The sequence below is a fragment of the Paenibacillus sp. BC26 genome (assembly GCF_900116125.1).
Lineage (GTDB): Bacteria > Bacillota > Bacilli > Paenibacillales > Paenibacillaceae > Paenibacillus_Z > Paenibacillus_Z lignilyticus.
On record NZ_FPAD01000003.1, the window covers coordinates 426220 to 447093 of the forward strand.

The 20874-nt window shown below is 49.4% G+C and carries 13 protein-coding genes; all 13 read left to right on the top strand.

The genetic code is table 11. The features are described 5' to 3' along the window. The first annotated feature begins 6 nt into the window (after positions 1-6). The 13 genes from BM412_RS22985 (at position 7) to BM412_RS23040 (ending at position 20630) form a co-directional block, all read left to right on the top strand. A complete protein-coding gene (locus tag BM412_RS22985) occupies positions 7-912 on the top strand; it encodes a carbohydrate ABC transporter permease (RefSeq protein WP_091223652.1) in 906 nt (301 codons plus the stop codon). 166 nt (positions 913-1078) lie between these two features. Beyond that, on the top strand, positions 1079-2875 hold the full coding sequence (locus BM412_RS22990) for a type 2 periplasmic-binding domain-containing protein (protein WP_091223653.1): 1797 nt from the start codon (positions 1079-1081) through the stop codon (positions 2873-2875). Positions 2876-2895: 20 nt separating this feature from the next. Beyond that, positions 2896-4482, top strand: a complete 1587-nt coding sequence (locus BM412_RS22995) for a hypothetical protein (protein ID WP_177246032.1) — start codon at positions 2896-2898, stop codon at positions 4480-4482. A gap of 96 nt (positions 4483-4578) precedes the next feature. Further along, entirely contained in the window at positions 4579-5871 is a 1293-nt protein-coding gene (locus BM412_RS23000; RefSeq protein WP_256256529.1) for an FAD-binding protein, read from the top strand. A gap of 723 nt (positions 5872-6594) precedes the next feature. Beyond that, entirely contained in the window at positions 6595-8616 is a 2022-nt protein-coding gene (locus tag BM412_RS23005; protein WP_091223655.1) for a GxGYxYP domain-containing protein, read from the top strand. A gap of 83 nt (positions 8617-8699) precedes the next feature. After that, positions 8700-9893 (top strand): GntR family transcriptional regulator, encoded by a 1194-nt coding sequence (locus BM412_RS23010; RefSeq protein ID WP_091223656.1) that lies wholly within the window; start codon positions 8700-8702, stop codon positions 9891-9893. 343 nt (positions 9894-10236) lie between these two features. Beyond that, on the top strand, positions 10237-11415 hold the full coding sequence (locus BM412_RS23015; RefSeq protein WP_091223657.1) for a GntR family transcriptional regulator: 1179 nt from the start codon (positions 10237-10239) through the stop codon (positions 11413-11415). A gap of 174 nt (positions 11416-11589) precedes the next feature. Next, on the top strand, positions 11590-11721 hold the full coding sequence (locus BM412_RS32630) for a hypothetical protein (protein ID WP_256256530.1): 132 nt from the start codon (positions 11590-11592) through the stop codon (positions 11719-11721). 72 nt (positions 11722-11793) lie between these two features. Then, positions 11794-12780, top strand: a complete 987-nt coding sequence (locus tag BM412_RS23020) for a carbohydrate ABC transporter permease (protein ID WP_091223658.1) — start codon at positions 11794-11796, stop codon at positions 12778-12780. Between the two features lie 3 nt (positions 12781-12783). Then, positions 12784-13713 (top strand): carbohydrate ABC transporter permease, encoded by a 930-nt coding sequence (locus BM412_RS23025; protein ID WP_091223659.1) that lies wholly within the window; start codon positions 12784-12786, stop codon positions 13711-13713. Positions 13714-13802: 89 nt separating this feature from the next. Further along, on the top strand, positions 13803-15269 hold the full coding sequence (locus tag BM412_RS23030) for an extracellular solute-binding protein (protein ID WP_091223660.1): 1467 nt from the start codon (positions 13803-13805) through the stop codon (positions 15267-15269). 126 nt (positions 15270-15395) lie between these two features. After that, positions 15396-18362, top strand: a complete 2967-nt coding sequence (locus tag BM412_RS23035) for an alpha-mannosidase (protein ID WP_256256532.1) — start codon at positions 15396-15398, stop codon at positions 18360-18362. A 60-nt stretch (positions 18363-18422) separates the two neighbouring features. After that, positions 18423-20630: a hypothetical protein gene (locus tag BM412_RS23040; RefSeq protein WP_256256533.1), complete on the top strand. Its 2208-nt coding sequence runs from the start codon at positions 18423-18425 to the stop codon at positions 20628-20630. Positions 20631-20874 lie beyond the last annotated feature (244 nt).

The window sequence follows — 20874 nt, forward strand, 5'->3', positions numbered from 1 at the left end:
GAGTCTATGGGGCGATTAACTACTGGTGACAGAACGTTTAATGTGCTGAATAATGTATTGTTGGCTATATTCGCTTTTCTGTGTGCATATCCACTCTGGTATATCTTAATTCTTTCCTTTAACGAAGGAAGGGATGCGGGATTAGGCGGCATCTATTGGTGGCCAAGGGTATTCACCTTAGACAATTTCCGAGTTATCCTAACTGATCATACGATTCTCAACGCTTTCTGGATCACAGTAGCGCGAACGGCGATTGGAACGATTGGATCTTTGCTTGTCACCTCCATGGTTGCATACGGCTTGTCCAGAAAGGAACTGCCGGGCAGGAAGCAGCTATTGCTTATATTCTTGTTCGTTATGCTGTTCAATGGCGGATTGATTCCCTTCTACATTCAGTTAATTCATCTGGGACTTATCAATAATTTCTGGGTGTATGTACTGCCGGGCTTGTTTAGTATTTGGAACATGTTTGTCATGAAGACGTCTTTCCAAAACACCATTCCGGAAAATGTGGTGGAATCAATGAAGCTCGACGGTGCAGGCTATACGAGTATCTATTTTAATATCGTGCTGCCTTTCTCGATGCCTTTGTTTGCAGCGCTAGGCTTGTTTACGGCCGTAGGCCAATGGAATGACTGGTTCACCGGCGCTTTCTTCGTAAATGATCTCGATTTGCAGCCGCTTCCGACTTATCTGCAGCGCATTATGAGCACGATTGAAGCAAGCCAAATGATTAGCTCCAGTCAGATGACGAGCGCCAAAGCGGTCAGCTTATATAATCCGGAAGCGATTACTTCCAAGTCGGTCCGCATGGCCACGATCATGATTACGATATTACCGATTCTATTCGTATATCCCTTCGTTCAGAGGTTTTTCGTCAAAGGCGTGTTGATAGGTTCGGTCAAAGAGTAGCTCATTTGTCTATGCGACAAACAAAGGCCGGTGTATGAGAAAAGCCGTTTGCGGCAAGGATCCTGTCGCTCTCGTCCAACTTACTCCGCAACGTTCTTTCGTTTGATGATATAGAATGCAATCGACGCATTACATCCTATTGGTAATGATGAGGGGGAAATCCGGTATGAGTAACAGATGGAAGAAAAGCATAATATCGGCATTGGCGTTGACTTTGGTAGCGGGAGTATCCGCTGCATGCTCGAATAAAACGAATAATTCGGCAATTTCGACAGGAAATGAAAGCCAGAACGAGAGCAATGCAGCGGATTCCGGTGAACTAACCCATTACACGTTGTATGCTCCGACACAAACCACACCAATCAATCTGGATGGCCGAATTACGAAGGAAGTAATGGCCAAATCAGGTGTGAATTGGGACAAGGTGGAGATTGGTAATGGCGGGGACGTGGCTCAGCAAATCAATCTTAAGCTGGTAGGCGGCGATTTTCCGGACTCGATTATTTTGCCGGCGGATAGTCTCATTTGGTCGCGTCTGATTGATGAGAAGAAGCTGCTTCCTCTTGATAGTTATTTTGATAATGCTGCTAAATATCCAAATTTATCTAAAATTGATAAGCGCATTATTGATAATTGGCGGGCTGCAGACGGACATATCTACTTCGTGCCATCAGGTTATGAATCTGTGGTAGATGAGCCATCCGCTTGGCAGGGTAATGCGCAAGGATTATGGGTTCAGAATACCATTTTGGAGAAAGCGGGTATGACAACTGACGATATCCGGACGATAGAGGGCTTTGAGAAATATCTAAACACCATTAAAGATTTGAAAGATGCACAGGGACGCAAAATCATTCCGTTGTCGCTCGGCGGCGAGAATTTTGCCGGACTTCAGATCGTCATGTCGATGTTCGGCGTTCGAAGCACCGGTTATGGTTGGAACGAGCAAGCGGATGGCTCGGTCATTCCGGACTATAAGCTGCCTGGATTTAAACAGGCATTTCAATGGCTGAACCATCTCCATCTGAACGGTCTGTTAGATACCGAGACAACCTTCCAGAAGAAGGATTTGTTTATGGAGAAAGTCAATAACCTTCGATTCGGTGCGATGCTGTTCGATGGGTGGGATAACCCGAATCTTACGCTAATCAAGACAAACAAACTTCCTGAAGCGATCTCATACAAGGCGCTCGAGGCGAAGGGCTTTCCTGAAGGATGGTTTTCACCGACGTATCTCCCAACTAACCCCGGTGTTAAACTAGCTCAGTACGCAACTTTTAATCCATTCGGTAGTTCGGGTACGGGGGTCAGCGCAAAAGTTAAAGATCCGGACAAGCTGATGAAAGGCCTTGACTGGATGCAAACGTCGGAAGCCTTTATTCTGATGGAATATGGCCCAGAGGACTTGGGTGCATATAAAATGGAAGAAGGGGCTGTCGTCGTAAATGATGATGTCTTCAGAGGTCCTAAGTTCTGGGGCGGAGATAACGGGGGCATGGCAAGCGTTACGGAGAACGGATTCTGGTGGTGGAAAAACCTTGCGAGCGTAGCTAACACGCACATCAAGACGATGGAAACGCCATGGCCGGCCTATAACGCCATGCTTTATAAGGCAGAGGAAATTAACCACGAACAAGGAACATTCGGTCTCATTCCCGAATCAAGCCGGATTAAACCGATCATTGGTGGATCTGTGGAGAAATACAACCCGGTACAAAGCGATATTCGCCTGCAATATTATGCGAAACTGATATTGGCCAAGACCGAAAAGGATTTCGAGAATGTGTACAATCAATTCCTTAATGAAATGAAGGTTCGCGGTCACGACGAAGAGACAATTGCCGAATTCAATAAGGAGTACAAAGCTTATAGTGCCACGCCAGCGGGTAAAATTACGATCGACGTTAAACGGACCTTGCCCCGTAATGTTTACAACGACAAGCCTGTCATTGTAGGCGAATAATAGAATTGGAGCGTGAAACCTTGAGTCATCTTCAGAATATCTATCCAAATCACGTCAATATCATTAACTTCATTCGCGGTGTAGAGCCAAGAGAGCCTATCGATCTGGTTGAACCAGTGCGAGAGCAATTGACGCTAGTACAAAAACACGGATTGCGGGCAACATGGCTGCTTCAATATGATGCGCTGATTGATCCTGCATTTACAGATTTACTTACACGCGAAGCAGATGCTGCGCAGGAAATAGGTGTTTGGTTTGAAGTCGTGCAGCCGCTCGCGGAGAAAGCGGGCATCCCCTGGCGCGGCCGATTTCCTTGGGACTGGCATGCTCATATCGCGTTTTCTGTAGGTTACACCCCGCAGGAGCGAGAACGGCTTGCAGACGTGCTCATGGAGGATTTCCGCGCACAGTTCGGACATTATCCTCAAACGGTTGGTTCCTGGTTCATGGATGCTCATTTACTTGCCTACTTATCGGATCGTTATCATATTGTGGCTTCATGCAACTGTAAAGATCAATGGGGAACGGATGGATACACGCTGTGGGGAGGCTATTACAATCAAGCCTACTATCCGAGCCGACTAAACGGGTTTATGCCTGCACAGACCGAGGAGTGCCAAATACCGGTTCCGGTCTTCCGGATGTTGGGGAGCGATCCCATCTATCAATACGACGCTCAGCTTGGTGGCAATGGACAGAGTGTCATTACCTTGGAGCCGGTTTATTCGGGTGAGGAAGGCGGTGGCGGCATTCCGGAATGGGTAAGATGGTTCTATGACGTCAACTTCCGCAAAGAACAGGTTTCCTTTGGCTATACCCAGGTTGGCCAAGAAAACTCCTTCGGCTGGGATTTGATGAAAAACGGTTTAATTGACCAGGTTGAATTGCTTGCCAGCAAACAAGCGGAAGGTGTTCTGAAAGTAGAAACGCTTGCGGAAACGGGGCGATGGTTCAGGCGACAGTATCCTGTCACTCCTGCTTCTTCTATCAGCGCACTTACGGATTGGCGGGAAGAAGGCCGTCAGTCGGTCTGGTATTATAATCGTTATTACCGGCTTAACCTGCTGAATAATGACGGTGAGCTCTGGATTCGCGATATTCACCTATTCGATGAGCGGTATGTAGAGCGATATTTAAACGCGGTCTGCCATGACAAGAATAGTCATTATGACACGCTGCCTGTTGTTGATAGTACGCGTTGGAGTGATAAGCTAACATCTGCTGGCATCCGTCCTGTTTCCTATGATCACGAAGGAAGAGCAGTGCCGGTAACCGTACTAGCCTTGGAAACGGACGAATCCGTAACTGGGGAACTAACGATCCTGGCTCATTTGGAAGGAGATCAAACGCTTCGAATTCGCTGTATGGAGGATGGCGTGAGCTTCTCCTCGGATGGGCAGAATCTGGGCCTCCATATGGAGTGGGGTGAAACGGAGGGATTACCGGAGATGACAATTAAACCGGATGCCCTTGCGTATGTATTTAATGGTCATCCGTATAAGCTCCGGCTGATTGGAGCGCAGACACCGGTATTAACCGAGGTCGATACTGCTTATCGAATCGAATTCCGCTCTATCGACCGCGAACTGAAATTGCTGTTTTGTTGAGCTGGTAGAGAAAAGACTACTTCCTAGTAGGAAGTAGTCTTTTCTTATGCAGGTATATCCTCAAAGGATAGCGAAGCAAGTAATAACGCTGACGATATGTCCACGAAGGGATATGACGATATGGAAAAAAACCGAAATTGGGCAGGTAACTTTAGCTATAATGCCTTAGAGCTCCATGTTCCTGAAACAGTTGAGCAAGTACAAGAATTGGTCGCTCGCAGCAATCGAATAAAGGTGCTTGGTACACGTCATTCGTTCAATGGTATCGCCGATACTGGCGGATCTCATTTCTCGCTCCAGAAGCTGGACCGGGTAATCGCATTAGATCGCACGCATAATCGTGTAACGGTGGAAGCGGGAATTCGGTACGGAGAGCTGTGCAACTATCTTCATGGCAACGGCTATGCGCTGCATAACTTGGCATCGCTGCCCCATATCTCGGTTGGTGGTGCGATAGCGACAGCGACGCATGGTTCCGGTGATTTGAATGGTAATTTAGCTACAGCGGTTCATTCCCTGGAGATTGTCAAAGCGGACGGGGAGACGATTACGCTCTCTCGCGATCAAGAAGATGGAGCATTCGCCGGTGTTGTTGTGGGACTTGGAGCTTTTGGCGTAGTCACCAAACTTACGTTAGACGTGGTTCCGGCTTTCCACATGAGTCAGTTTATATATGAAAACTTACCGCTAACGCAGCTTGAGCACCATTTCGACGCGATCTTCTCCAGTGCCTACAGCGTGAGTTTGTTTACCGATTGGAAGTCCGCGTCGTTCAATCAAGTGTGGGTAAAGAATCGACTATCGGATGCAGCCGCAGCGATTCAAGCAGAATCTGAGTTTTATGGTGCTACACCAGCACCTTCACATCTGCACCCAGTGCCAGGCGTCTCTCCGGTGAATTGCAGCGAACAGATGGGAATAGCCGGACCGTGGTATGAACGGCTTCCGCATTTCCGCATGGACTTCATGCCGAGTGCGGGGGAGGAGCTGCAAAGTGAGTATTTTGTGCCGCGTCGGGACGCGTATTCAGCTTTGTGTGCGATAAACCGTCTGCGTGATCAAATATCGCCGCTTCTTCATGTTTCGGAGATTCGCACCATTGCCGCAGATGATCTATGGATGAGCCCTTGTTTCAAGCAGGAGATGGTAGCCATTCATTTTACGTGGAGGGATAATTGGCAGGCTGTTCAACAACTGCTGCCCGTTATCGAGGAGCAGCTTGAGCCCTTCCATGCTCGGCCTCACTGGGGAAAATTATTCACCATGGCGCCGGCCCGGGTACGATCGCACTATGAGAAGCTGCCCGACTTCCAGAAACTGCTTCATCGCTATGACCCGGAAGGGAAATTCGGCAATGATTTTGTAACGCAATATATAGTGGGGGAATAACGCGAGTTGTTCCTGCTTCGAGGATGTGAAGCTGCCGGCTTAGTCGGCGGCTTTTTTGTTGCGGGATACTCTAACGACTCGTACAGGTCTTATTTGTCCGAAAATAGCTCTGAAAAAATTCTAACGAACCGTACGAGCCTTATTTGATGGTTTTGAGGTGTTTTTGGTCTAATTCTCCGACAATAAGACCTCTACGATTCGTTAGAATTCCAGAGCCTTGATATTCGGCCAAATAAGGCTTCTACGATTCGTTAGATTTTTGCGGTGAGAGAGTTTCTAGTTTCTGGAATGTGGAATGTGGAATGTGGAATGGTAGGTGGCAGGTGGGTGCGAGGGCGTAAGGTGGGTTGGCGTTAAAGCGAGCAGGTTGTGGCATAGGGAATAAGGCATGCGGTTGAGAGATTGCAGAGAGATGCTAGTTTCAGGAATGTGATAGGTGGATTGTGAGGGATTCATGTGAGTTGCGGTAAGCGCAAGCGGCAAGCGGTAAGCGACATAGGGCATACGGCATGCGGCAGTGGGTTGTGACGGTGAGTTGCGGCAAGCGGCAAGCGGCACGTACCATGCAACTGTCCAGCTCTATGATGGCGAGTGGTACAGGTGGACCCTGTATCATTTTTCATCCTAGATATTATTTGTTATATATATTATAGTAAATATTAAGAACTTTGACATCACGGGAATATCCATCAACCATCCATCACCCCAATAGGAGGAGATCCATTGAAAGGCAGATTTATTCTACTCGGTTCCTTAGTTGTTGTAGCTGCTGCAGCCGTCACCACTTATTTTGCCTGGCCTGCGAAGAGTGAGGGAGTCCATTGGCCGGAGGGGCAAGCGTTGCCCACGTTCGAGGAGCCGGCTTCGACGCTCGATCTGATGTACACCACAGACAACTTCTACTATCAGGCGGAAGATGCCTCGTTTGCGCATAAGACGGGCAAAGCGGATGGAGATGGCTGGCTTGCTACATCCGGCAGCGATGCGCCTAATGTTCCGATGCTGGACATTACGAATCAAACGAACATCCCGGCCGGTGAGAACAAGGCGATTGTGAACATGCAGGTGGACAGCTTTGCGAATGAGAATGGGGTTGTGGCGAAACTGGAAGTGCTCGATCAAGAAGCGGGAACGGCTCTCGCGTCGCTTGATGTATCGAACTGGGATTTCAAGCTGCCGAATGCGTCTCAGAGCTTCGAGCTTCCTTTTACCGTCCCGGAAGGTGGGCATGCACTTGAGTTTCGGGTTCAGTGGACGGGCAAATCGACCTTGAAACTATTTGATCTCGGCATCTCCTGGGCGCTTCGCAAGGAGGAGAATCTCGTATTCACTTCTTTGAAAGGAGTGGTCAACAAAACCCAGCCTCGCTTGTACGCGTTCACGGATAATGTGAATGGCAGCACAGGAACTTCATGGCTAACCTCGCTAGGACTTGCTTACAAAGAAGAGAAAGATAACTGGAAGCTGCTGGACAAATATCGCTCGGAAGTAAAAGGCATCGTGGTCTATGATGACAGCCAGCCGGATACCGTCAATCTGGCAACGACGATTGCAGGCCTTAAGGACGGGATCGTTGCACCCCCGGCATTAGTGGAGAAGCTGACGGGAGAGCCTTACAACCTGCCTATTCTGGAGGATTTGCGCGGGGATTTCACATCCAAGCTGGAAGTCTACGAATTTATGCTGGCGAATTATTGGCCTAAAGTGACGCATCGCGTGATCATCGGCCTCGATCCTTCGCTCAAGTCTTATCTCAGGGATTACGCGATGAATCTCACGGCAGCCGTCGTTTGGCTCAATCCGAAGGAACCGAAGGAAAGCGAGCTGCTGGATAAATTTCTGAAGGATATGCCTTACGGAAGCGGACTCTATATGGGGTGGTGGCCGGATGAGGGGGAAGGGGTAAAGAAGACATCCGATTTCGGATTGGCTACCGTCGCGAGCGACTATTCCTCTAATCTAAGCGTATTTAGCGGAACCTCGCGCGAAATTACCGTACCTGAACTGCCGAAGAAACCGCCGCTGGAAAATAAAATCTACGTGTCGTTCATCCTGAGCGATGGCGATAACTTGCAGTATATGGAGCATTCGTTCAAGAAATTCTGGGATACGCCCGACCGCGGTGAAGTGCCGCTGGGCTGGACGGTTTCGCCGTTAATGGTGGATACGATGCCCGGAATTCTCAATTTCTTGTACAAAACCGCAACGCCGAACGATGCGTTAATTTCCGGTCCTTCGGGAATGGGCTATACGTACCCGAACTTCTGGCAGGACGGAGAGGGGCTGGACAACTTTGTCACTCGAACTAATGATTATATGTCGCGAGCGGGACTTCGGGTCTTGACCATTTGGAACTACGTGAAAGGGGAAATTACGCCGGAGGCTGCCAATCGTTTCGCTGAGCATGCACCTTCGCTGCTTGGTTTTACCTCTCAGTTTGGCACAGGCAAGATCGAGGTTTACAAGAATGAGCTTCCGGGACAAGAGCTGAACGTCTCCTATGGCAGCACGGAAGGTGACCTGACCAATGGCATCGAGGCGGCGGTTAAGAAATGGGATGGCAAATCTCCTGCTTTTGTCGCCATTCAAGCCAACCCTTGGCAGGTATCCTATCAGAATTTCGTGAATGCAAGGGATCAATACTTGTCGAATAAAGATGTTGTTTTCGTACGTCCGGACACGTATTTCCAGCTGGTTCGCGAAAGCAAAGGGCTGCCGATTGAACCGAATTCGTCGACTAAATAATCCGTTGACAACATATAATATATCAAAGTATTGTATTTATTATATTAAATAAGTTATTAACTATGGGTTGGGAGTAATAGATGATGCAGAAAGAGCGACAGCCGCTTTATCTCCAAGTGCAGGAGCATTTTAAGAAGCTGATTAGTTCCGGGACGCTGACGATTGACGAGAAAATTCCTTCCGAGAAGGAATTGATGGTCGATTTCAATGTGAGCCGGATCACAATTGCCAATGCATTAACCCAGCTTGCCAAGGAAGGCTGGATTTATCGGATCCCGGGCAGGGGCAGCTTTGTCAGCAAGGATATGCCTTTCGTTCCCGAGGTACCTCCTTTGCCATCCGAGAATCTGCCGGCAGTAACGGAGCATGTACGCGAGAAGCGGGAAATCGTCCAACATGAGCGTCCGGTCGGCAAAAGAATGATCGGGTTTATCATTCCGTCGCTGGATGACTATTTTGCCCTTCGTTTGATTGAGGGAATGAATAAGATTATGAGGCACAGCGATTATTACTTGGCCGTCATCTTAACGAATCATTCCAACGAATTCGAGAAGGAAGCGATCGTTCAGCTGCTCCAGAAGGATGTAGCGGGCCTGATCATCTTCCCGATCGATGCCGAGACGTATAATGAGGAGATCCTGTCGCTCAAAATGAGCCATTACCCATTCGTGCTCATAGATCGCTATTTACCGGGAGTAGAAACGCATTTCGTCTGCTCGGACAGCAGGCTGGGAGCGCAATTGGCGGTCTCCCATCTATGGGAGCTTGGTCACCGGAATATTGCCATCTGCTCGGACTCGCCGCTTCCGACAGTTACGGTTGAGGAGCGGATTGCCGGTTATGTTGAAGCGCTCAAGCAAAGGGGCGCGATGATCGATCCGGCGCTCATTCTGACGGAGCTTGTGATCGATTATGATCAGAAGGACGATGCCCATGCACTGGCTCGCTGCCTCAAGAACGGTCAAGCAACCGCTTATATTACGTTGAACGCAAAGCTTGCTCTCTACATCTCCGGGTTTGCCCGCAGCATGAAGCTGCATGTTCCCGGACAACTATCGATTCTGTCGTTCGATGACCCGTCTTCGGAGGTCGACAGCCAGGAATGGTATACGCATATCGCACAATCGGAAGAGGAGATCGGCAGCCGCGCGGCCCGTATTTTGACGGATTTGCTGGATCATCCGAGCGATGAGGAAGGGTATCACAAAATCGTGCTCGAACCTAAGCTGGTTGTCGGTCAGTCGACCGGTCCTGTCTTTCAATACGCGAAGAGCTAGAAGCTGCTTGCGTCTGATCACGATTAAATAATCGGACATCTAAGAGAGAAACCCATGGTTATGAAACCGTGGGTTTCTCTTTATTTGCTTTGAGATCTAGCGGTCGCGTAATCCACTTCCTTCCAATGCTTGGAATTAATGATTTAACATGATCATTATATTGTTTGAAGTAACGGCGTAGAAGGAAAAATAACTAATAAATTGCATAAATGTTTGGTTGTGGGGAGTGTACATATTTTTATTGCGTGCACCATGTTAGGTTGCTTTATAATCCAAGATGTTTATGATATATTTGATATAAAGGTACGTGCGGTGAAATAAATAGATAATGGGGGATTGGCTCATGAGTCAGGATAGAGAGCCTCTATATATTCAGATTCAAAATTATTTTAAGGACCTGATTATAACCAGGAAGCTGGTAGAGGATGATAAAATTCCGACAGAGAAGGACCTGATGGATCAGTTCGAGGTCAGTCGGATCACGGTCGTTAATGCATTGGCGGAGCTGGCGAAGGACGGCTGGATCTACCGCATACCGGGTAGGGGAAGCTTCATCAAAGGCATTCCGGAGACGCATATTGCAACAAGCGCGATTATTGAAGCCGCTGTACCGGAGCGGACAAGCTACCGGGCGAAGATTGGCCTGGTCTTTCCGTTCATCGGCGATTACTTCGCGATCCGCCTGCTTCATGGAATCACGGAAATACTGGAAGCGAGCAAGTATTCCGTGGTAGTCATGTTCACCTATAACTCCAAGGAAATGGAGAAGGAAGTCATTCGCGAATTGAAGAACAGCGTTGACGGATTGATTATTTTCCCGGTGGATGCAGAAGTGTACAACGAAGAAATTATCGCGCTGAAGATGCAGAACTATCCGTTCGTGCTGATTGATCGTCATCTGCCGGGCGTAGAAACCAATGTCGTATCCTCTGATAGTGTCCAAGCTTCGATACTGGCGGTTGATCATCTATGGAGTTTGGGTCACCGGAACATTGCGATCTGCTCGGACTCTCCGCTTATGACCGTATCGGTGGAGGAACGGATTCAAGGGTACAACGAAGCGCTTAAGCAGAAAGGCGCGCTCATTAACCCGGCGCTGATTCTGACGGACTTCCATGTTAATGCTTCGCAAGGAAGTGTAAATTCACTATTCACGACTTCAAGCGAGAACCAAACGATATTGAACCAGGAGCACCCGCTGTACCGGTTTATTAAGAACCGGATGGCGACCGCCTACATTGCGCTGAACTGCGCGCTTGGCGTCCACATCTTGTCCATTGCCAAGCAAGTCGGGCTGCGCGTGCCGGAGGATATCTCGATTATTACCTTCGATAACCCGAGCCCGCTGCTGGAGGAATTCAGCGTGCTGACGCACATTGACCAATCCGAGCAAGAGATCGGCAGAGAAGCCGCACGCTTGTTGCTGCAGGTGATTGACAATAGAGGCAAACAGCCAAGCTATAAGAAGATTGACCTGCAACCAAGCCTTGTCATTCGCAAAACAACAGGTCAGTTAAACTAAGCCGGAACAATACTCAAATGAAGGGACCGATAGCGCTGTGGATGCACCATTCACAGAGCTGTCGGTTTTTTTTTATAAAATTTCAATTGACTATAATGATATAATTAATATAATTTATATTATAGTGATTAATAGGTGGAATGTTACGAATGAGACGAGGAGGTGGATGTTGCGATGTCACTGGCCGGAGTTGAGCAAGCGATCGCTGTGGATGCCACGTTAATTGATAAAGCAAAGCAGGTCGGATTGAAACATACCCAAGATGGAACTGATAAGGATGACAACCGAATGTTTAATTACACCTGAAGAGTTATTCCGACGGGTATATCGTGATTTGAAACGAAAGGACAAATAAAGCGAAATGGGAGGCATGTGAATATGGAGAAGAGCAGTTTTACTGTGAACGGCCAAGCTTCGCTGCAAAACAGCGTGAAGGTGAGTAGTCAGTCGGCGCTGAAGAAATTCACCAAGAAACACCGAGATGCGATTATTGCCACGGTTATTTTAGGTCCAATGATATTGTGGTGGCTGGTGCTGTCGGGTTTTCCGATTCTATTCGGCTTCTTGCTCGGATTCTTTGAATGGATTGGCATTGCCGGCAGTCCGAAATTCGTTGGCATCGATAATTACATTCGTTTCTTCCAAGATCCGCTGTATTACAATGCGCTCTGGAGATCGATATGGATGGGCGGCTTGGTGACGGTAGTGACCTTAACGGCCGGGTTCGGAGCAGCGCTGCTGATGAACATGCCCTTGTTCGGTAAAGGGGTATATCGCTCCATCTGGTACATTCCGGCCGTCACCTCGGCGGTTGCAACGACTCAAATTTTCAACATTCTTCTGGATACCAATAACGGCGTTATTAATAACTTCCTGAAATCGATTGGCAAGGAACCGATTATTTGGCAGTACTCCGTATTTTGGGGCGTGTTCTGGATTGTGGTGTACTCGGTATGGAAAGGCGTAGGCGGAGCAGCACTCATCTGGCTTGCCGGACTTCAATCCGTAGACCCGACGTTGTACGAAGCGGCGGAAATCGACGGTGCCGGCCGCTGGGGCAAATTAATGAATGTCACGCTCCCTGGTTTGAAACCGATTGCAACCTACATCGTCATCACAAGCTTGATCGGAGCGATTCAAATTTACGAGCAGGTCTTGTTCATGACAAACGGTGGTCCGTACGGACAGACCGAAGTGCTCGTGTTCCGTATTTACCGGGATGCATTCTGGGATTTCAACATGGGAATGGCGGGAGCCTCATCGCTTGTCATGGCAGTTGTTGTATTCGTGGTAACGGTGCTCTATTATCGCTGGTCTACGAATTCGGATAGAAGCAATACAATCCCGTTGAAAAGGGGGAAGTAAACGATGGCCACAACAGCAGAGATTCGAAAACAAGTCGCCGTTCAGTTTAAGCCAACTCATCTATTCGCACATATCGTTTTGTTCGGTGTCGGCCTTATATTGTTATATCCTTTAGTATTTATGATATTAGCGGGTTTCTTCAGCAGAGCTGAGTTTACTTCATCCGTATTAGGACTGCTACCGATACCGAAGGAGCCGACGCTGCGAAATTACTTGGTGCTGTTCTATGGATCGACTGAAGCGGGGGTACAGAAATATTTCATTAACTCCTCGATTCGAACGGTTTATAACACCTTCTGGGCATTATTGACCTCCTTCCTGGCGGGTTATGTATTCGCGCGGTTGAAGTTTAAAGGGAAAGATCAGTTATTCTTGTTCTTGCTCGGTACGCAAATGATTCCGGGCACGATTGCATTGATTCCCACTTATTTGGAGTATGCGAGATTTCCGTTTGCCGGAGGCAATCATATCTTTAATGGCGGCACAGGTATTCTGGATACGTGGTGGGTGTATCTCATCGGCGGGCCAAGCATTAATATCATGGGCGCGTTCCTGGTGAAGCAATCCATTGAGAAAATTCCGTTTGAATTGGATGAAGCGGCTAAAGTGGACGGTGCGAGTACGATCCGGATTATCTTTCAGCTATTGTTACCGCTCCAGCTGCCGATTATGGCATATATAGCAATTACGACTGCGCTTGGTACATGGAATGACTTTGCTACGCCGTTCTTCTATACCTCAACAGACTCCTTGCAGACGCTTCCCGCCGCAATTACGAGGTTGTCGTCAGCTGCAGCGGGCCCGGCCGGAATACCGAACTGGCCGCTCATTATTACACTTGGACTAGGGGCAACCATTCCCGCGCTGTTAATGTTCTTCTTCTTCCAGAAGTACATTGTGCAAGGCTTGGCCAACACAGGTATAAAAGGCTAAAATATTTCTAAATAACATATTGAATATATTATATTAATATGTTATATTTCAGATGTAGCAAATAGTCATCCACAAATGGAGGGGTTCATGTGAAATTAAAAAAGACCACAGCCTTGATGGGAACAGCGCTATTGATGGTTGCTCTGACGGCATGCGGCGGGAATAATAACAAAACCGTTGCAGAGAATGAGAAACCAAGCAACACAGCAACAACGGAAACAAATGATGCAACGAATGAGGCGGCAAACTCAACGGAGAATACGCCTGCTGCTGCAGAACCTGTTACGCTTACTGTATTGAATGAAGGCGCTGTCGGCATTGGCGTGGGCTTAGTGGATGATTTGCTGGTTTCGAAAGAGAAAGAACTGAAGGACGGCGGCACGGATATCGCTTATACGCCGGGCAGTCAATTTGAAGGCGCGGCATTCGGTCTTTATTATCAAAAATTCATCAGTACGAAATTGAAAGAAAAAAATATAAGCGTCAAAACCGAAGACTGGGGCTGGGGCGAGCCGCTGATCCAGAAAGAAACGGCCGGTTTCCTGGCTAAGAACATTCCGGATATCATCGTAGGCGAAACGCAAATGCCTGGTTTTGCGCAACAAGGTTTGCTCGAGGCGTTCCCGGACGATATGGCAGCTGAGATTCGCGAGAAGCTTGCTCCTGCAGCATGGAAACCTATGGAGATCGACGGTAAAATCTACGGATTGGCTTCCCAGCCGGGTGTAAGCAGCTTGTTCTGGAATAAAAAATTGGTGAAAGAAGCAGGCTTGGATCCTGAGAAAGCAATCACGACTTGGGCTGAGCTTGTAGATAACGCGAAGAAAGTAACGGATGCGGGCAAAGGCAAATTCTACGGCGGCGGCGTATATGGCGCTCCTAACTTTGGCGGTTACCTTCGCTATGGTGCATTGGTTGCCATCAACGGCGGAACGTTTGCCGATGCGAACGGACTACCGACATTCAATTCCGACGCTAACGTTGAAGTAATCGAGCTTCTGAGAACGCTGAACGCTAACCATCCTGCAGGTTTGATGCTGAACAACAACGAAGGTACATACTTCGATGCTTGGAATAAAGGTCAGCTGGCCTACCTGATTGATGGCCCATGGCGTGCACAAGAATGTAAGAATGTCGGCCTGGAGTGCGGTATGGCGCCGATTCCATTGTCGCCTAACGGCAAGCCTGGTAACGTGACGATCGGAGCTGCTTTCCACTCCGTTCCTGTAGATGCTAAGAATAAAGAAGCGGCTTTTGATTACATCAGAGCGATGTACAGCACGGAAGTGCAGCAGCTGATTGCAGACTCCAACACACGCTCGCCGATTCTGAAAGAAATCGCGGAGACGGATGACTACAAAACGAAGCATCCGGAAATGTATCTGCACTATCAAGCGATGATCGGCAACGTTCAAGGTCTTCCAACCTTTGCGAAAGACAACTCGAAGGCTTGGCAAATCTTTGGCGATGCAGCAGTGAAATCGCTTATGACAGATGGCGACATCAAAGCCATCATGGATGACGCTCAGAAGAGAGCTGAACTGGTAACCAAATAAATAGAAACAAAGACGAAGAGGACTGTTTTTGTCAGTCCTCTTTCTCCATAAACTTTCAGGGAATTGGGAGGGACCGTAATGCCCTACGAAACAAAGAAAATAATACTGGATAAGGCAAAAGGGCTCTTGCCGAGAATTCGAAACGCCATCTATGAACCGATTGCAGCTTTGACGGTTTCAGCATGGGTGACTAAGGAGCCTGTACCTTATTCAGAGCGTACGTCCGGAGCTTACATGGATGTGAAGCCGGGCGATAAATGGGGAAATTTATGGGATTGCGCTTGGTTCCGCTTCGAAGGCTGCGTGCCTGAGAGTGCCGCAGGGAAAAAGGTCGTACTGCTTATTGATGTGAACGGTGAGCTGTGTTTGGTCGATAACGAAGGATCGCCGTATCAAGGGCTCACCAACATTAACTCCGAATTTGATTTCAGCCTGGGACTGCCGGGCAAACGCGTGGTGGATGTGAGTGAATCTGCTGCCGGAGAATCGATCCATTTGTGGGCCGATGCAGGCTGCAATGACTTGTTCGGCAAGTATCGCAGCGGTACGCTCAAAGAAGCGGATATTGCGATATGCAACGACGAAACACGCCGCCTCTATTATGACTTTGAGGTGCTGCTGGAGCTGGCTGAGCAAGTGCCTGATGCCAGCGCAAGGAAAGACCGGGTCATTCAGAGCTTGTACGAAGCTGCGCTTGCGCTTGAAGTCATTAATGAAGAAACCGTTGCGCGTGCCAGGGAGATTCTAGGCAAGCAGCTTGCCAAGCGCGGAGGAGATCCGACCGTGACGGTTAGCGCTATCGGGCATGCGCATATGGATTTGGCATGGCTATGGCCGATTCGGGAGACGATTCGCAAAGGAGCGAGGACGTTCTCGACCGTTCTTCGCAACATGGAGAAGTATCCCGATTATGTATTCGGCGCGAGCCAGCCGCAGCTGTATCAATGGATGAAAGAGTATTATCCGACACTCTACGACCAGATTAAGGAGAGAGTGAAGGAAGGGCGCTGGGAAGTACAAGGCGCGATGTGGGTGGAGCCGGATACGAATATTTCCGGCGGTGAGGCCCTGGTTAGGCAAATTCTGTACGGAAAGAAGTTTTTCCAAGATGAGTTTGGCCAGGAGATGAAGGTGTTGTGGCTTCCGGATGTATTTGGTTATAACGCGAGTCTTCCTCAGCTTCTGAAGAAGTCCGGCGTAGACTATATGATGACGCAGAAGCTGTCATGGAGCGTATACAATACGCATCCGCATCATAGTTTTCATTGGGAAGGTATTGACGGCAGCAAAGTGCTTGCCCATCTGCCGCCCGAAGATACCTATAACAGCCCTGGGGCACCGAGATCGCTTGCCAAGATTGAAAGCCACTATCTGGACCGCAACGTTTCCGAGCATGCGTTAATGTTATTTGGCATCGGCGATGGCGGCGGCGGCCCCGGTGAAGAGCATTTGGAACGTTTGGCGCGCGAGCATAATCTGCTCGGATTGCCGCCGGTCGTTCAAGAATCTTCGCTATCCTTCTTCGAGAAGCTGGCGCAGGAAGGACCGCGGTTCCAAACCTACCGCGGTGAGCTGTATCTGGAGAAGCATCAAGGGACGCTGACGTCGCAAGCGAGAAACAAATGGTATAACCGCAAAATGGAAAAGTCGCTGCGCGAGCTGGAATTTGCCGCATCACTGGCACTGGCGCTCGGCGAGCAGGCGTATCCTTCAGAGGAACTGGATGAAATATGGAAAGAAGTTTTGTTATATCAATTCCATGATATTCTGCCGGGCTCTTCGATTACGCGTGTATTCGATGAATCGCTGGCCCGTTATGCAATCCTTCATGCCCGAGTGGCCGAGATGGTCGAGCAGACCTATGCGAAGGTTGCGGGACTGTCCGGCATAGCCGGCGGACAGGCGATCGTTGTCAATTCGCTGCCATGGGAACGTGAGGAACTGGTGGAACGAAACGGCTTCCAATACGCCGTGAAGGTACCGTCAATGGGCTTCATCGCGCTCTCGGAAGAGCTGCGCAGAGGCGGGAATGACAACCGGGAGCTGCATGCAGATGAAGCTTCCCTCGAGAACCGTAATCTGCGCGTCGCGTTTGCTCCGGATGGAAGCATTCTATCGATCTATGACAAAGTCGCGGGCAGAGAAACTATTGAAGCCGGCAAGAAGGCTAATGTGCTGACCATCTATCATGACAAAGGTGATGCATGGGATTTCCCGCGCGATTACCGAGATACAATAGCGGGCACGATGCAGCTTGAAAACGCTGCGGCTTCCATTCAAGGCTCGAATGCGGTGCTTGTGCAAACCTATCGGTTTGGCGAATCTTCAATGGAGCAGCGCATCGTATTAGCTGAAGACGGTACGACGATTCAGTTTGAAACGAAAGTGGATTGGCAGGAGTCGGAGAAAATGCTTCGCACTTCCTTCCCGGTCAGCGTGATGTCGGAGCAAGTCAATTGCGAGATTCAGTTCGGTTATTTGAAACGGCCAACAACGCGCAATACAATGGTAGAGTTCGTTAGAGATGAAATTTGCGCACATCAATATATAGATTTATCGCAGCCTGATTATGGTGTCGCGCTGCTTAGCGACAGCAAGTACGGCTACAGTGCGGAGAGAAATGTGCTGGATATGAATTTGCTGCGCAGCCCCGGCTACCCGGATCCTGCCTGCGACCGCGCTGAGCATAAGTTCGTATATGCGATCTATCCGCATCAGGGAGATTTCGTACAAGCGAAGGTGTACCGTAAAGGCTATGAATTGAATACGCCGCTTACCGTTGTGCAATCGGATGGTACGGAGACTGAAACAGGTCGTTCGGATCTCCGTTCCCTGATTCAAATCGATAATCCGGACGTGATGGTCGAGGCGGTGAAGAAAGCGGAGGATAGCGAGCATCTGATCATTCGGTTGTACGAGGCTTCAGGCACACGGGCTAAGGCGAACGTGAATTTCGGTTTGACTTGTGCGGCTATCGAGGAGACCGATCTGCTGGAGAATCCGATTACTTTGTTGCAGGAGAAGTCGAGTTCGGCAGCGTTAACCTTCCAGCCTTTTGAGATTAAGACGCTTCGCATAAAGTTGAATGCATAACCGGAAAGGGAAGGGCTTACCTTCCCTTTTATTTTTACTTTTATAAGGAGGCATGCAGCCGTGTCCTTGATTTCAAGAGATCGTTCGAACGAATTAACCGGTTTTCAGGAGGGCGGACCGTACCATCCGTCGTATGATTTGCAGACTGACTTTGTTATGGTGTATGGCATTCGCGGGGACTTGAAGGAACGCATTCGCGCGTGGAAGGACAAGGGCTATGTCGTACATCTGATGACCGGTGTGTCTTGGGGCGGTTATCAGCACTATTTGAACGGCGAAGTGGACGGCAGAACGCACTGGGATGAAGCACAGAAGAATCGCAGAAACGAGCATATTATTCACGGCACCTCCGTGGATATTCCTTATATGGTGCCGACCATCGCTTACGCGGATTTTCTAACCGAGCAGATTCGCGTCGCTGTGGATGCGGGCGTGGAAGCGATTCATCTGGAGGAGCCGGAGTTCTGGGTGGAAGGCGGTTATTCGGACGCGTTCAAAAGGGAGTGGGAAATCTACTATCGGGAGCCGTGGCAGCCTCCGCATGCGACGGTAGATGCGCAGTATCGGGCCTCGAAGCTGAAGGTGCATCTCTATGCCCGTACGCTGGATCGGATTTGTAATACGCTGAAGGAATATGCGAAGGTCAAATATGACCGGAATATACGTTTCTATGTGCCGACGCATAGTCTGATTAACTATACGCAGTGGCGGTTTGTCAGTCCGGAGTCGAAGCTGCTCGAGCTGCCTGGCGTTGATGGTTACATTGCGCAGGTGTGGACGGGAACGGCTCAGACGCCGAATGTCTATAACGGCGTGCGCAAGGAACGTACCTTCGAGACGGCTTTTCTGGAATACGGCATTATGCAGGAGCTTGTTCGCGGCACGGACCGCCGGATGTGGTTCTTGCATGATCCGATTGCCGATGACCCGAAGCATACTTGGGAGGATTACCGCCAGAATTATATCCGGACCTTGGTGGCGTCGCTTCTCCATCCGCATGTGAGTCGCTATGAGGTATGCCCTTGGCCGAGACGAATCTATCAAGGTACATATCCGAAGCAAGGTGAAGAGGGTCGCGTGAATATTCCGGCCGCTTATGCGACAGAACTGCAGGTGGTGCTGAATACGCTGGCAGACATGGATCAGCCGGATACGGAATGGTTGACCTCGAATTTGCAAATCGGCGTGCTGCTGGCGGATTCCGCCATGTTCCAGCGCAATCATCCGGATTGGAGCGAAGAGGCGACCGGATTCAAATATGACGGTACGGAAGTGGCTTCGGCGCTCGGAAGCGAATTTATGGAGCTGCTCGACTGGTCGCCCTTCTATGGGTTGACCTTGCCTTTGTTGAAACACGGTGCGGCCGTGCGTCCTGTTCAGCTTGATAATGCCGGTCGGTTCGCGGGTTATCTCGATGACTACAAAGCGCTTGTGCTTAGCTATGAATATATGAAGCCGGAATCGGCAGGTCTTCATAACGTATTGGCTGAATGGGTAAAAGATGGAGGAGCCCTCGTCTATGTAGGTGACGGAAGCGACGACTTCCATCAGGTCCGTGAATGGTGGAACCAGGGGGCGAAGAAGTACGCTTCCCCGATGGAGCATCTCTTCACATGTCTGGGCTTGGAAGCCGCCTTGCAGCCCGGTGTTTATTCCGTTGGCCGGGGAAGTCTGGCTTATTTAAATGTTCATCCTGCGCAGTGTGCTCTTCAAGCCGACATGGCCGATCAGCTGCGTTTGACGGTCAGGGAGGCACTTGCGGCGGCGGGAAGCTCGCAAGGGCGGGATGCTATTGCTTCGCAGCAATGGGATACGATGAACAGCATGGCGCTGCGCCGCGGCCCTTATGTTGTAGCTGCCGTGTTGGAAGAGTCGGTAGACACGCAGCCGTTCGTGCTGAACGGCATGTATGTGGATTTGCTGAACGCTGATCTCCCTGTGCTTCATGAGGTTGCGGTAGTGCCTGGGCAGCAAGCACTGCTCTATGATCTGAGCAGAGCCGGGGATGGCGTGCAGCTCGTTGCGGCGGCATCCAGAATCGATGCCGTCGAGGAGCGAGACAGCGGGTTTGCGTTCGTGGCTAAAGGACCGGAAGGGATTCAGGCTTCTGCGCGCTTCCGCTGCTCGCGTAAGCCGGAGCGGGTTGTTCTAGGTGCTGCGGATGGTTCGAAGTCGCAAGGCGCTTACGTTTGGGATGAGGCGAGCAAGACGGTGCTGCTTCGTTATGATAACAGCCCTAACGGTGTTCAAGTAGAGGTATTGTGGTAGAGGCTTCATGCGCATGCTTTCCTCGCTGACAACCGTTAAACATTAATTCATGTGAAGTAGACCATAAAGTGGCTGTCGAGACGTTCTCGGACAGCCGCTTTTTTTGGTTGTCGTTTAGGAGGACAGGGAGTCCTGAAAGTAGGGCTAGCTGTTTATTTTTATGGGAAATTTTGTCGAAATGATTGTGTTATTATAAAAGATATATTAAATATATACATGAGGTTAAAGTTCTGGTTCGCTACGA